This window comes from Mesorhizobium sp. P160219 (assembly GCF_057786095.1).
In genome coordinates, this window is the sequence record NZ_JBYNWG010000001.1 from 527511 (window position 1) to 542078 (window position 14568).

Annotated in this window: 12 protein-coding genes and 1 tRNA gene; 6 read left to right on the top strand and 7 right to left on the bottom strand. The window is 63.6% G+C overall.

The window, feature by feature from the left end; translation table 11 throughout:
• The first annotated feature begins 2 nt into the window (after positions 1-2).
• Positions 3-1070, top strand: coding sequence for an ABC transporter ATP-binding protein (locus tag AC3EMP_RS02615; RefSeq protein WP_352712183.1), 1068 nt, complete (start codon positions 3-5; stop codon positions 1068-1070).
• 48 nt (positions 1071-1118) lie between these two features.
• The gene (locus tag AC3EMP_RS02620) at positions 1119-2000 is read left to right on the top strand and encodes a MurR/RpiR family transcriptional regulator (RefSeq protein WP_023681445.1); all 882 of its coding nucleotides are present in this window, start codon (positions 1119-1121) and stop codon (positions 1998-2000) included.
• A gap of 3 nt (positions 2001-2003) precedes the next feature.
• Here the strand turns inward: AC3EMP_RS02620 and AC3EMP_RS02625 are convergent, their stop codons facing one another.
• A complete protein-coding gene (locus AC3EMP_RS02625; RefSeq protein WP_023755958.1) occupies positions 2004-2318 on the bottom strand; it encodes a DUF167 family protein in 315 nt (104 codons plus the stop codon).
• Between the two features lie 13 nt (positions 2319-2331).
• Entirely contained in the window at positions 2332-2622 is a 291-nt protein-coding gene (locus AC3EMP_RS02630; RefSeq protein ID WP_023668602.1) for a YggT family protein, read from the bottom strand.
• Positions 2623-2770: 148 nt separating this feature from the next.
• Here AC3EMP_RS02630 and AC3EMP_RS02635 point away from each other — a divergent pair.
• Positions 2771-2846 (top strand) — tRNA-Ala (locus tag AC3EMP_RS02635).
• Positions 2847-2942: 96 nt separating this feature from the next.
• Here the strand turns inward: AC3EMP_RS02635 and AC3EMP_RS02640 are convergent.
• Positions 2943-4904: an acyltransferase family protein gene (locus AC3EMP_RS02640; protein ID WP_081839891.1), complete on the bottom strand. Its 1962-nt coding sequence runs from the start codon at positions 4902-4904 to the stop codon at positions 2943-2945.
• Positions 4905-5008: 104 nt separating this feature from the next.
• Entirely contained in the window at positions 5009-5617 is a 609-nt protein-coding gene (locus AC3EMP_RS02645) for a TetR/AcrR family transcriptional regulator (protein ID WP_352712181.1), read from the bottom strand.
• A 107-nt stretch (positions 5618-5724) separates the two neighbouring features.
• Between AC3EMP_RS02645 and AC3EMP_RS02650 the strand changes: the two genes are divergently transcribed.
• From AC3EMP_RS02650 to AC3EMP_RS02660, 3 genes are all read left to right on the top strand, one after another.
• The gene (locus AC3EMP_RS02650) at positions 5725-6411 is read left to right on the top strand and encodes a PspA/IM30 family protein (RefSeq protein WP_023710178.1); all 687 of its coding nucleotides are present in this window, start codon (positions 5725-5727) and stop codon (positions 6409-6411) included.
• 111 nt (positions 6412-6522) lie between these two features.
• Positions 6523-6810, top strand: coding sequence for a YiaA/YiaB family inner membrane protein (locus AC3EMP_RS02655; protein WP_023668598.1), 288 nt, complete (start codon positions 6523-6525; stop codon positions 6808-6810).
• 91 nt (positions 6811-6901) lie between these two features.
• Complete coding sequence (locus tag AC3EMP_RS02660) at positions 6902-10327, top strand: acyl-[ACP]--phospholipid O-acyltransferase (RefSeq protein WP_023753216.1); 3426 nt, start codon at positions 6902-6904, stop codon at positions 10325-10327.
• Between the two features lie 48 nt (positions 10328-10375).
• Here the strand turns inward: AC3EMP_RS02660 and AC3EMP_RS02665 are convergent, their stop codons facing one another.
• The 3 genes from AC3EMP_RS02665 to AC3EMP_RS02675 form a co-directional block, all read right to left on the bottom strand.
• The gene (locus AC3EMP_RS02665; RefSeq protein ID WP_352597736.1) at positions 10376-11587 is read right to left on the bottom strand and encodes a hypothetical protein; all 1212 of its coding nucleotides are present in this window, start codon (positions 11585-11587) and stop codon (positions 10376-10378) included.
• A gap of 49 nt (positions 11588-11636) precedes the next feature.
• A complete protein-coding gene (locus AC3EMP_RS02670) occupies positions 11637-12587 on the bottom strand; it encodes a hypothetical protein (RefSeq protein ID WP_352597738.1) in 951 nt (316 codons plus the stop codon).
• Positions 12588-12714: 127 nt separating this feature from the next.
• Complete coding sequence (locus AC3EMP_RS02675) at positions 12715-14496, bottom strand: ABC transporter ATP-binding protein (protein WP_023698727.1); 1782 nt, start codon at positions 14494-14496, stop codon at positions 12715-12717.
• Positions 14497-14568: the final 72 nt, after the last annotated feature.

Consider the following 14568-nt stretch of genomic DNA (forward strand, 5'->3'; position numbering starts at 1 on the left):
CCATGACCGATGTCGAGTTCCGCGACCTGTCGAAATCTTTCGGACGCCACAAGATCCTCGAAAACATCAGCCTCGACATCAAGAGCGGCGAGTTCGTCGTGCTGGTCGGCCCTTCCGGCTCCGGCAAGTCGACCTTGCTGCGCATGCTGGCCGGGCTGGAGCCGATCACCGCAGGCGACCTCTTGATCGGCGGCGTGCGCGCCAACGATTTGCCGCCACAGCAGCGTAACATCGCGATGGTCTTCCAGTCCTATGCGCTGTTTCCGCACCTGAAAGCGGCCGACAATATCGGCTTTGGCCCAAAGATCCGCGGCGAAAGCCGCACGGCAATCGACGCCAAGGTGAAAAAGGCCTCTGGCGTCCTCAACCTGTTCTCCTATCTCGACCGCTATCCCCGGGAACTGTCGGGCGGCCAGCGCCAGCGCGTCGCCATGGGCCGCGCCATCGTGCGCGAACCCTCGGTGTTCCTGTTCGACGAGCCGCTCAGCAATCTCGACGCGCAATTGCGCGTGCAGATGCGCACCGAGATCAAGGCGCTGCACCAGCGGCTGAAATCGACCATCGTCTATGTCACCCACGACCAGATCGAGGCCATGACCATGGCCGACCGCATCGTGGTGATGGACCGCGGCAAGATCCAGCAGGTCGGCGCACCGCTGGAGCTCTACGACCGTCCCGCCAACAAATTCGTCGCCTCCTTTATCGGCTCGCCGTCGATGAGTTTTGTCTCCGGCGCCCTGAAGACGACGCCCGAGAAAAGCTGGTTCGAATCGGCCGGCGGAGGGCGACTGGCGCTCGGCAGCAAGACGGTGCCGGCTGGCAGCACGGTCGAGGCCGGCATACGGCCCGAACACTTCGTCATCGGCGAGGCTGTCGACGCCCTGGCGATCAAGGTCGATGTCGTCGAGCCGACCGGCTCGGAAACCCATGTCTATGGTGCGATCGGTGCCGACACGGTGCGCGCCGTGTTCCGCGACCGGATCCAGGTCAAGCCGGGTGAACTGCTGCCGGTCTCGGTAGCGCCGGGCAACATCCATCTGTTCGACACGGCGACAGGCCTGCCGCTATGAGCGCCGGCATGAAAACGAAAATACCACGATGAAGACGACAACCCAGAAATGAAAACGCCGGCCGACATCATCACGCGGCTGCAACTGATGTCGCAGGACGGCACCAAATCGGACCGCCGCCTGGCCGGCCTCGTGCTGACCGATCTCGACTTCGCCTCCAAGGCGGCAATCTCCGAGATTGCCGCGCGCGTCGGCGTCAGCGAGCCGACAGTCACCCGCTTCTGCCGCAATCTCGGCTGCGAGGGTCTGCGCGACTTCAAATTCTACCTGGCGCAGGCGATTGCCATTGGCGGCCAGTATCTGTCGCCCGAACCGCTGAACCGCGACGCGCGCGAGCAGCGCATTGCGTCGGCCATCACCGAAGCGGCAATCGCCGCCATCCAGCGCGCCAGCGAAAACCTCGACATGAAGACGCTGGTGGGCGTGGCCGCGCGCATCGTCAGTTCGGGCAATGTGCTGTGCATCGGCTCCGGCGGCATTTCCTCGATGATGGCGACCGAGATGCAGAACCGGCTGTTTCGGCTCGGCGTGCCGGTGCTGGCGCAGATCGACGGGCAATTGCAGCGCATGTATGCCGCGGTCGCCACATCGGAGACGACGCTGATCGCGTTCTCGGTGTCCGGCTATGCGCGCTCGGTGATCGATGCCGTTCAGGTGGCCCAGCAATATGGCGCCACCACCATCGCCGTAACCCCGCCGGAATCAGCGCTGGCCAAGGCCGCCGATACCGTCATCCAGTTCCAGTCGCTGGAAGACGGCAACATCTACAAGCCGACCTCTTCGCGCTACGCGCTGCTGTCGATCGTCGACATGATCGTCACCTCCGTGGCCGAAACGCGCGGACCCAGGGTTCTCGAAAACCTGCGCCGCATCAAGCAGAGCGTGAACACGCTGAAGGTCGACGATCCAAAGTTGCCGCTGGGGGATTGAGGATTATCCGGCGGCCAGTGCCTCGATGCTCTTCACCAGCGTCGATGGTTCGCCAACCACACGCACCGTCTTCAGCCGCGCCGTGCCGCCTGCAATGACCGACACGACCGATGCCGGAACGCCCAGCGCCTTGGCCACCAGCCGTTCCAGCGCCGCATTGGCCGCGCCATTCTCCGGCACGGCGCGCACGCGCGCCTTCAAATGGCTGCGCCCGTCGGCCGATTTTTCGGCGCCTCCGAGCCTGTCCACGGAAGACTTCGGCGTCAGCCGGATAAACAGGTCGATGCCGTCGGCGCGCAAGCGGAATGGCGCGCTCATGCCATCGTCAGGTTCACAGGACCAGCGGCGCTATCGTGGTGAGAATGAGCTGCCTGAGAAAGAACAGGAGCAGAAGCAGGATGATCGGCGAAATGTCGACGCCGCCGAGGTCGGGCATGAACCGACGGATCGGACGCAGCGCCGGCTCGGTCAGCCGGTAGAGCATGTTGCCGATGCTGCCGACGAACTGATTGCGCGAGTTGACGACGTTGAACGCATAGAGCCAGGAAAAGATCGCCGAGGCGATGATGACCCACCAGTACAGGTCCAGCGCCATGACGATTGTTTGAATGAGGGCGAGCATGCCGGTCTCCGATTGTTGCCGACATGTAGCCATTGCGCGCGAAACCGGCAAGGGCCGGTCGCCTGCAAGCACCAGGCACAAGGGATTTCAGCAAAACCCCGCCTTGACAGGAAACCGCAGCCTTCGATAAATGCGCCATCCGCTGGACGGGGCTGTAGCTCAGCTGGGAGAGCGCGTCGTTCGCAATGACGAGGTCAGGAGTTCGATCCTCCTCAGCTCCACCAGCGGAATTTCCATTTCTTGCTCGTCCCGAAAAATATCTGGACTCTGTGCCTGCTGGAGCAACTTGGGAAAGCGCGTGGCCCGCTTTGGGAATCGCATCAGAGGCCGAGCCTGGGGGCGAGATAAGGCGCGAGCGCAAGCGAATAGGTGGCCGTCAAATGACCGGTGTCGCGCCAGACGATCATATTGCCGACGACCGCCGGGCATAGTTCCGGTCCGCACAAAGCGTCAGTCATATCGACGACGCGCACGTTTTTCTGACCCTCCGCGGCAAGCGCCAACAGGTTGTTGAGCTCGGCGTCGCTTCTTTTGGTGAAGCATTTTGCGGGCGTGGCGCTCAGGCAATCGCCGGGTTCGAATCGCATCAAGGGCGTGTTGCGGATGACGATGATCTGCGAACCTGCCTCGGTCAGTTCGCTCCAGACATTGCGCAGCCCCTCGATCATCAGGTCATCCGGAACCGATCCGGCGTTGGACTGGCTGGTGATGACGGCGAGCGGCCTGAGCTTTAAAATCTCAGCCAGCACTTTCTCCCTCCACTCGTAGCAAGATGGATACGGCTTGCCGTCCGACTTGGTGGGCGCACGCGCGAATGCGCAGGCGGATTTCGAGAAAGAAACCAGCTTGTATTTGCGGTCCCTGGCGATCTTGTTCAAGGCTGGACCCCATTGGGCAGCGTGGGAATCGCCAACGAGGACGATGGTTTTCGGGCCGGCGGGGTCGCCCAGCACGCATCCCACCGGTTTTGCGCCTTTGAGGTTCTGCTGACATCCCGCCGAGAACAACCTCGACACATCCCGCCTTAGCCTGGCCAGCGGCGGCAGGAGGTCCACATCGTCCGGAACCGCGGCGCCGGTCAGCAAGGCGGCAGGCCCGGGATAGGCCGGCGTGCCGATCAGCGTAATGTCGGTGCGTTGCGTCGTCACGAAATACAGCAGCCCCTCCGATGCCGCCACGCATGCCAGGACAGCGATGGTGCCGTACCCCAGCGGCTTCCACCAGGCACCCCGGGATTGCCGGCAGGGTTGTTCGACATAGCGATAAGACAGGTCCGACAGGACCACGGTCACCGCAATCAGGCCGGCACCACTGGCAAAGGTCAGCGAAAAGCCCTGTCCTAGGAAGAATGTGATCAACGGCCAATGCCAGAGATAGATCGAATAGGACCTATCGCCGATGAACCGAAGCGGCCACAAATCGAGCCCACGAAACCGACCGGCTTGGACTTCGCCAGCCAGGATGATGAGCACGGTGGCCAGGGTTGGCAGCAACGCACTGAGGCCAGGGAACGGTGTCGCCGCTGAAAACAGAAGAGCGGAGGCAAGGATGCCGGCGGTGCCGGCAAGCGCCATCACCCGGCTGGCACCCGCGCCCAGGCGGAACCGGTGCTCGCCAAGCACCAGCAGGCCGCCCAACGCCAATTCCCACAGGCGTGTATGGCTGACGAAATAGGCCTGTGCCGAATCCGTTTTCGTCAGGATGACCGAGGCGGCCAGCGATGCCAGGAAAACGAGCGACAATGTCGTCGCCAAGCATCGTCGCAAGGAGAGATGCCATCGCCGCGCCAGCCAGATCACGCCGGTGATGAGCACCGGCCAGACGATGTAGAACTGCTCTTCTATGGAAAGCGACCAGTAATGCTGCACCGGCGTCGGCAGATTGTCGGCGTCGAGATAGCTGACTGCCTCGTGGGCCAGACGCCAGTTCTCGACATAGAGAGCGCTGGCCATGATCTGGTTGGCCGTTTCCTCCCAGCGCGCCTTGGAAATGAACAGCAGCGTACCGAGCAGCGTCACCAATAGCACCAGGATCGCTGCTGGCAGGAGCCGGCGGATTCGTCGCGAATAGAATTCGATCAGCGAGATCCGGCCGCCGCGCAGCGCCATCTGCGCCAGCAGCCCGGTGATCAGATAGCCAGAGATGACGAAAAAGACGTCGACGCCGATATATCCGCCGGGAAGAGCATGGGGCCACAGGTGAAAGACGACGACCAGAGCGACGGCCAGTCCGCGCAACCCTTGTATTTCGGGTTGAAACCGACGGTTCTGATCGATTGTCACCGGGTATCCCCCAACAGTCTCAGCCGGCCTGGATCAACCGGCCAGTCCCCGCCACGATCTTCATAAGGGCAGAGTGCCGTGAGGCAAGAGCCGATCGCAGCAGTTCATTCCCTTTCCGTCTCCAGCCCGCTCACCAGCGTGTCGACGAAACCCAGCAGCTCACTTTCGAGATCGGTGGACGCCAGGCCAATGAAACGGTCTTCGAGCGAGATGGCGACGATCCCATGCACGGCGGAGAACAGCGTGCGCGCGCGGGCCAAAAGCTCCGGCGTTGCCGCCGCCGGGAGCAGCGCCGCCAGCGGCTCGACGAGATGCTGGATCAGCACGGCATGTTCGGCCAGATGCCATCCGGGCACCGCCACGCCTGGCGCCATGCGATGCTCGAACAGCGCCTTCCACGCCATGCGATTGTCGCGCGCGAAAGAGAGATAGGCTTTGGCCAGAGCCCTCAGCTTGGCCCTTGGCTCGGCCGCGCCGGTCGCCTCCTGTTCCAACGCCGCCCCAAGTCTTGCCAGCGTGATCGAGTTGACGTGCAGGATGAGCTCGTCCAGGTCGGCGAAGGCGGTGTAGAGCGCGCCCAGCGCGCAGCCGGCATCGGCCGTGATGTCGCGCGCACGCAGACCGGCGAGCCCCGAGGACTGGATGCGCGCTTGCGCGGCCTCGATCAGCCTGCCTTTGAGGTCCTCGCGTTTGGCGTCCCGTTTTGCGGTCATTAACCTTCTCTTATGCGCAATCATGAACACCGTTCATTTTCTCCTTGAACGCCGTTCACAATGTGCTACTTTGCCTCATGAACAACGTTCATAGAGGAGAAACGGAAATGTTGAAACAGTTTTTTGCTCTCGTTCGCGGCCGAAGCTACGAAGCCGCCGAGGCGGTCGTCGACCGCAACGCGCTGATAATCCTGCGCCAGCAGATCCGCGATTGCGCCGACGCTATCGCGGCCGCCCGCCGGGCGGTTGCAATTGCCATCGCCCAGAACGAACAGGAAGTCGCGCAGTTCAAGAAGCTTGTCCTCCGCATCGACGATTTGGAGAAGCGCACGATCGCCGCCATCGAGCAGGGACAGAATGAACTGGCCCGCGAAGCCGCCGAAACCATCGCCATGCTGGAAGCCGAACGCGACGCCTCCGCCGAGGCGCAGAAAAGCTTCGACACCGAGATCGAGCGTCTCAAGCGGATCATCCGCGTCTCCGAAATGCGCCTGCGCGAATTGCAGCGCGGCCAGCGCATCGTTGCCGCGGTCGACTCGACCCAGCGCCTGCGAGAAAGCGCGCCCGGCTCCAGCCTGTCGGCGCTCAGGGACGCCGAGGAGACGCTGCTGCGCCTGCGCACCAGGCAAAAGCAGATCGACGCCACCGCGGCCGCCATGACCGAGATGGAACAGTCGGGCGATCCTGCCGCCGTCTCAGAGAAGCTTGCGGCCGCCGGCTGCGGTGCGCCGCTGAGAAGCAGCGCCGACGCCGTGCTCGAACGGCTCACGAAGACCATGACCAAGCCGGCCTGATTGTTATCCAGTCTGATTGTATCCGGCCTGATGGTATCCAGCCTGATTGTATCCAGCCTGAAACAGACCCACGCCCAACCAACCTAACCTTGAAACGAAAGGACCATATCGATGACCCCGAACACCTATTCCCCCAAGGACTCAAGCGCCTGGAAGACCTTCACCATGGCCAGTTTCGCCGTTGCCGCCACAATGATGGCCGGCGGCATCTACTTCATGGAGGCGAGCTTCGCCGCCAAGGGGTTTTATGCCATGGCCGCCATCATGCTCGTGCACACCTCGATCACCATCACCAAGACACTGCGCGACTCGGAAGAGGCAAGCCGCTTCATCAACCGGCTGGAAGACGCCAAGACCGAGAAGTTGCTGATGGAAGTCAGCCGCAGTAACGAAGTGTAACCGGGTTCCCGCTAAACAAGGCTCAACGCGCAAGACCGCTGATCAATCCAGCCAGGATTTTAATCGGTCTTGCCCAATGGAAGTCGCCGCTATGGAAATCGCCCCGATCAACCGACCGACAGCTCATCTGATGACGTCCAGGCGCTTTGCGCCCTTGTTCTGGACGCAGTTCCTGTCCGCCTTCAACGACAATTTCCTCAAGAACACGCTGGTGTTCCTTATTCTGTTCACGCTGGCGGCGGACCAGGCGGCATCACTGGTCACCTTGGCGGGCGCCGTCTTCATGGCCCCCTTCCTGCTCCTGTCGGCGCTCGGCGGCGAGCTCGCCGACCGCTTCGACAAGGCTCTCATAGCCAAGCGTCTGAAATTCGCCGAGATCGCCGCGGCGGGTGTCTCCGTCGTCGGCATCGCCCTGTCGTCGATTCCCGTGCTGATGACGGCGCTGTTGATGTTCGGCATCATCTCGGCGCTGTTCGGACCGATCAAATACGGCATCCTGCCCGATCACCTCGAACGCAAGGAACTGCCCAAGGCCAACGCCTGGATCGAGTCAGCTACGTTTGCCGCGATTCTCGGCGGCACCATAGCCGGCGGCGTCGTTTCCGCCGATGGCATCGGTGTCGCGGTGTTCGGACCGATCATGATGGCGCTCGCCGTCGGTTGCTGGCTCGTCAGCCGCTACATCCCGTCCACCGGTTCGGCGGCGCCCGACCTTGTCATCGACAAGAACATCTTCCGCTCGACCTGGCGCCAGGTCGCCGAATTGCGCACCGACACACGCATCTGGCGCGCCGGCCTGATGACGTCGTGGTTCTGGCTGATCGGCGCCATCGTGCTCTCGCTCCTGCCGGTGCTGATCAAGGATTCGCTCGGCGGCAACGAAATGGCCGTCACCGTCTACCTCGCCGTGTTCGCCGTCTCGATCGCCATCGGTTCGGCCATCGCCGCCTGGATGTCGCAGGGCCGCATCGTGCTGTTGCCGGCACCGGTCGGCACGGCGCTGCTCGCCCTGTTCGGCCTGCATCTCGCCTGGACCATCTCCGGCATGACGCCGTCGCCCCAGGCGGAAACCCTTGGCGCGTTCTTCGCCGGCCCAAACACGGTCCGCGTCGCCATCGACCTCGCCGGCATGGCCATTGCAGCCGCTTTCCTGGTGGTGCCGACCTTCGCCGCCGTGCAGGCCTGGTCGCCCGAAGCGCGGCGCGCCCGGGTCGTCGCCGCCGTCAGTATCGTCAATGCCGGCTTCATGACTGGCGGCGGCATCATCATGGCCCTGATCCAGACGAAGGTCTCGACCGGCGGCATCCTGTTCGGCCTCGTCGCGGCCAATGCGATTGCCGCCTGGCTGATGCTGAAATATTTGCCGACGAACCCCTTCCGTGACTTCGTCTCCATCCTGTTTCGCGCTTTCCTGCGCCTCGAAGTCGAGGGCATGGAAAACCTCAAGGCGGCCGGCAAGGCGCCGATCCTGGCGCTCAACCATGTCAGCTTCCTCGACGGTCCGCTCGCCTTGACGCTGACCGATGAGGAACCGGTCTTCGCCATCGACTACACCATTGCCCAGGCTTGGTGGATGAAGCCGTTCATGAAACTTGCCCGCGCTTTGCCGCTCAACCCGGCCAAGCCGATGTCGACCCGCACGCTCATCAAGATCGTGCAGGGCGGCGACCCGCTGGTGATCTTCCCGGAGGGACGCATCACCGTGACCGGCGGCCTGATGAAGGTCTATGACGGCGCCGCCATGGTTGCCGACAAGACCGGCTCGATGGTTGTGCCGGTGCGCATCGACGGGCTGGAGAAGACCTACTTCTCGCGACTGAGCTCGCAGCATGTGCGCCGCCGCCTGTTCCCGAAGGTCAAGGTGACCATTCTGGAACCGGTCAAGCTCGAGGTGCCGCAGGAGCTGAAGGGCCGCAAGCGCCGCGCCGCGGCGGGTTCCGCGCTCTACCAGGTGATGTCGGATCTCGTTTTCCGCACCCAGGACATCGACAAGACCGTACTGGAAAAGATCATCGAGACGGCGAACGAACGCGGCATGAATCAGCTCGCAGTTCAGGATCCGGTCACCGGTTCTCTCAGCTACAGCAAGCTGCTCACGGCTGCCGCCGTGCTTGGTGAGAAGTTCCAGAACCTTTATGCCGACCAGCAGACGCTGGGCATCATGCTGCCCAACGCCAACGGCTCTTGCGCGACGCTGCTCGGCGTCATGTCCGCCGGCAAGGTTCCGGCGATGATGAACTTCACCGCAGGTGCTGCCAATATTCTGTCCGCCTGCAAGGCCGCCGAAGTCCGCACCGTGCTGACGTCCCGCGCGTTCGTCGAACAGGCAAAGCTCGGCGCTGTAGTCGAGGAACTCGGTCGCTCGGTCGACATCGTGTGGCTCGACGATCTCAGAAAGACCATCAGTCTCAAGGATAAGCTGCTCGGCTTGCTGCGCAAGTCGACGCCGCGCGCGAAACGCAAGCCCGGCGATGCGGCGGTGATCTTGTTCACCTCGGGTTCGGAAGGCACGCCGAAGGGCGTCGTTCTGACCCACCGCAACATCCTGGCCAACGCCGCCCAGGCGGCGTCGCGTATCGACTTCCATTCGGGCGACAAGGTGTTCAACGTGCTGCCGATCTTCCACTCCTTCGGCATGACCGCGGGCACGGTGCTGCCGTTGATCTCCGGCGTGCCGGTCTATTTCTACCCCTCGCCGCTGCACTACCGCCTCGTGCCGGAACTGATCTACGGCTCGAACGCGACGATCATCTTCGGCACCGACACCTTCCTCTCCGGCTATGCCCGCACCGCGCACCCCTACGACTTCCGCTCGATACGCTATTGTTTTGCCGGCGCGGAGCCGGTCAAGACAGCGACGCGCATGACCTATATGGAGAAGTTCGGCGTCCGCATACTCGAGGGCTATGGCGTCACCGAGACGGCGCCGGTGATCTCCATCAACACGCCGATGTACAATCGCTCTGGAACCGTCGGCAAGATCATGCCCGGCATGGAATACCGCCTCGATCCCGTCCCCGGCGTCGACGAAGGCGGCCGGCTGTTCGTGCGCGGCCCCAATGTCATGGCCGGTTATCTCCGGGCCGAGAAGCCCGGCGTGCTCGAACCGCTGGAGGACGGCTGGCATGATACGGGCGACGTCGTCGCTATCGACGAAGGCGGCTTCATCACCATTCGCGGCCGCGCCAAGCGCTTCGCCAAGATCGGCGGCGAGATGATCTCGCTCGCCGCTGTCGAAGCGCTGGCCGGCGAATTGTGGAAGGGCTCGCTGTCGGCGGTCGCCACGGTGCCCGACGCGCGCAAGGGCGAAAAGCTGATCCTCATCACTGAGGCATCCGGCGCCACACGAGCGGAATTCCTCGCCTACGCCAAGGCCAACGGCGCCATGGACCTGATGGTCCCGGCCGAAGTGCGGGTGGTCTCAAAGGTACCGGTCCTTGGCTCCGGCAAGCTCGACTTCGCCGCCGTGACAAAAATGGTGCGCGACGAAGAGGCCTTGAAGACCAAGGCCGCCTGACCCGGCTACGGCAACGGGCCGACGCAAGAGCCGGCCCGTTCAGTATGATCAACCCTTCGCATGCCGCTGCGAGATCAGCATCGCCATGCGCTGGACTGCCCGCAGCTCCATTTCCACGCCCGGCGACGATGCCAGCGCCGGCATGTTGAGCGCCACCACGGTCAACGGCTCGAGCGTCGCCAGCAGCACATGGGTCGCCTCAAATTTCTCGAACAGCCAGGCCAGCTGCTCGCGTATATCCTGGTCGACTGGCGCCCCCGGCTGCGTATCGGCGAGCGAGCGCACGGGCTCCTGCTCTAGTGCACGGGCCAGCACCTTCAGGTCGAAATCACCGAGGTCGGCTGCCGGCAGGATCAGCGCACCGTCGACAAGAATATGGCTCTGCAGGCCGCGCAGGAAGCGCGCCGAATCGGTGAGGTCGCCCTCGGCCATATGCTTCAGCAACGAGTCGCGGCGCTTCTCCGCGGTGAGGCTGACGCTGTCATTGTAGATGACTGCCAGCAGCGTCGCCGACAGCACGATCACCACGCCCTGCACACTGCCGCGCCAGCCGAGATCGTCGATGCCGCCCAGCGCCAGCCCGGCGAAAACCGAGCTCAGCGTAATCACGGTAAAGGCGCCGATCGTGTCGCGATGGCCGAGGCTCGCGCGTCCAAGGCCGATCGTCAGCCAACACAGGAACAGGATGGCGATGCCGCCAAGCCGAACCGGCACTTCGAACAGGCCGGGCCGGTAGTCGGTGACCATGAACGGAATGATCAACAGCAGCGACAGCGCCATGCGCTCGACCGTGCGGTTTTCGGCCGCCGACAGGCTGTCGCGATCGCGCGTCATCACCAGCCAGCCGACGGCGAGAAAACCTCCGAACTGGAAGGCAAGTAGTACCGCCATCCGCCATGGCTCGGCAAAGCGTTCCGGGATCGGCGCCAGCAGTAGAAACAGCAGGGCGCCGCCGGCGGCAAAGAACTTTAGCGCAAACGGCGCATGCCGGCGCAACAGCCCCTCGGTCAGCAGCAGTGCGGCCAGCGGCAGCAGGCCCGCCGCCGCGATGGTGACGAAGCGGAAGAGTGCGAGGCCGGTAGTCCAGTCGAGGATGCGGCAGGCGAGCAGAACCGCCAGCACCCGCAAACCGAACAGAAAACGCCGCGACAGCGGATCGCCGGTGTCGCGCCCGCTGACGACCGATATCACGATCAGCAGCCCGAACAGCGCCGCCAGCGAGGTGATGGTGTCGGCCACGAGCGTGTCGTCGAGGTTCATCGGTCAGCGCCCATCAGCTCACACCCAGGCATCATCACGGATGAAGCCATCAGCGTGTCCATGGTCTCAGCACATTCCATTGGCGGCTGCTATCCGCCCAGTGTACCACCGGCAAAACCAGCCGCTGCAGCGTGGCCGCCGCACCTGCTACCGCAAGGGCGGCAAGCGAGCCGCGCGGAACCGCGTCGGCGAGATAGGTGCGCGCCGACTGAAAGCTCATCTGTCCGATCTGCAGCACATCATCGCCGCGCGTGTAGTCGAGTTCCTTGCGGCAGAACTCGTTAAAGGTCTCGACGCGGTGCTTGGCCGCCTCGTCGAAGGTCTTCTTCAGATCGTCCGAGCCGCCCGTATAGGCGTTGGTGATGACGAAGCGCTCTTCGTCGAAACCAGCTTCGGGGCCGACACCGAAGACATGGCGATGGCGCGCCATGATCTGCCGCGCCAGAAGCACATGGGTAAGCGAGCGGCGCGCGCCGGCATGCGGTCCTGGGAACACATTGCTGAACGCCTCCGCGACCATGCCGACGACAGCGGGTACCTGGGTGACATTGGAAATCCAGATCGGCCGCAGTTGATTGCGCAAAAACATCAGGAAGCAGGTCAGGCCGTAGAGGATCCAGCTCAGCCCGCGGCTGCGCTCGTCGGGATCGATCATGACCAAACCGAGGTGCAAGACTTCATAGGGCTTGCCGGCGAGCGATGTCTCCATCAGCGCCAGCGAGTTGAAGGCGATCGGCTGCCGGTCGCTGCGCCGGTAGACAATGGTGATGATGGAATGTTCCAGCCGGCTGCGGTCGCCGGAAAACACGCCATAGGTCAGGCTGCCGAACTTCAGTGTCTTGGACGCTACCAGCCGCAGATCGCTGCTCAGCTGCTCCAGTTCGGCAGCCTTCATCCAGCGCCCGGGCCGCTCCACCACGCGCGTCTCGTAGCCCTCGGACACGCGCATGCGCACATCCATGAACCGACCCGGCAGCAGTTGCAGAACCGCCTTGAGCACTGTTTTCCCCGTGGCAAGAACGCCGACCGTATAGTGGCCGCCGTCCACCTAAGACGCGGTAAACCCGAGACGGCAGTTCTTGGTTGTACTCAACAAAGTAAAAGAACAGCTGCCAGCCAGTGCGGGCTCAGCTTTCCGCAGCAACCAGATGGCCGCCGCCGACATCGTTCAGCGCCAGCTTCAGCGGCGCCTCCCCGATCCTGCGGGTGGCGCTCGGGATTTCCTGGTCGAGGCGCGCGAAGCGCGTTCTGCGCTGCGCCGGATCGGGCACCGGCACGGCGTCGATCAGCCGCCTGGTGTAGGGATGGCGCGGGTTGGAAAACACCTGGTCGCGCGTGCCCATCTCGACGATCTGGCCGAGATACATGACGGCAACGCGGTCGGAAATGTTCTCGACCACCGCCATGTCGTGCGAGATGAAGAGATAGGCGACGCCGAATTCGCGCTGCAATTCCTTCAGCAAATCGAGCACACGCGCCTGCACCGAGACGTCGAGCGCGGAGACGCTTTCGTCAGCGATGATCAGTTTTGGTCGTAGCGCCAGCGCTCGGGCGATGCAGACGCGCTGGCGCTGGCCACCGGAGAATTCGTGCGGGTAAAGCTCCATCTGGTCGGCCGACAGGCCGACACGCTCGAACAGCGCCCCCACCCGTTCGCGGCGCTCGTCCTTGGAGGCGATGCCATGGATCACCAGCGGCTCGGCGACGAGCTCGCCGACGCGCATGCGCGGATCGAGCGAAGCGAAGGGATCCTGGAAAATCATCTGGACGTCACGGCGCACCGCCTTGCGCTCGTCGCGGCCAAGACCGGAGAGATTGCGCCCGCCAATGACGATGTCGCCGCTATACGGCGCCAGTCCGGCCAGCGCCTTGGCGGTCGTCGACTTGCCGCAGCCGGATTCGCCGACCAGAGCAAGCGTTTCGTTGGGCGCGATCGAGAAGCTGACGCCCTCGACGGCGTGGACGCGGCGGGTGACCCGGCCAAAGATGCCGCCACGCAGATCGAAGCGGACATGCAGGTCGTTGACCTCGGCGACATTGGCCGGTTTCAAGACGTCAATCGCATCCCTGGATTTCTGTCGACCGACACCACTGCCGATGCGCGGCACGGCAGCCAGCAGTTCGCGCGTATAGTCGGCCTGCGGGCGGGCAAAAATATCCGATGTCGTGCCTTCTTCGACCATGCGGCCGTCGCGCATGACGATGACCCGGTCGGCCATTTCGGCAACCACGCCCATATCGTGGGTGATCAGGATGACGCTGGTGCCATGCTGGCGCTGCAGGTCGCGCAACAGCTCCAGCACTTCGCCTTGCACGGTGACGTCGAGCGCCGTCGTCGGCTCATCGGCGATCAGCACGTCGGGCTCGAGCGCCAGCGCCATGGCGATCATCACCCGCTGGCGCATGCCGCCGGAGAGTTCGTGCGGAAACTGCTTTAGCCGGCTTTCCGCCTCCGAAATGCGCACCGCCTTCAACGCCTCGATCGCGCGCTGGCGGGCTTGCGCCGACGACAGGCTGGTATGCGCTTCGATGGATTCGGTCAGTTGCCGGCCGATCGACAGCACCGGATTGAGCGAGGTCATCGGCTCCTGGAAGATCATGGCGATGCGGTCGCCGCGAATGCGCCGCATCTGGCGTTCGTCGAGGGTTGCTAGGTCGGTGTCGCCCCGATTCCCATCCCGAAGACGGATCATGCCTGACGATATGCGCGCCGCCGGCTGCGGCAAAAGCTGCATGATCGCCAGCGCGGTCATCGACTTGCCGGAGCCGGATTCGCCGGCAATGCAAAGCGTCTCACCGCGCGCCAGCGTCAGCGACAGGTTGGAGACTACATTGCGCTCGCCGTCCTCGCCGCGCACGCTGACGGAGAGGTTGGCGATGGAGAGGACGGGGGTGTCGGCGAGGGTCATTGTGGGTGGAGCCCTGCGACGGATTGGTTCCGTCGCACCATTCGCACAAACCTTGGCGCTGCCCCCCACCCG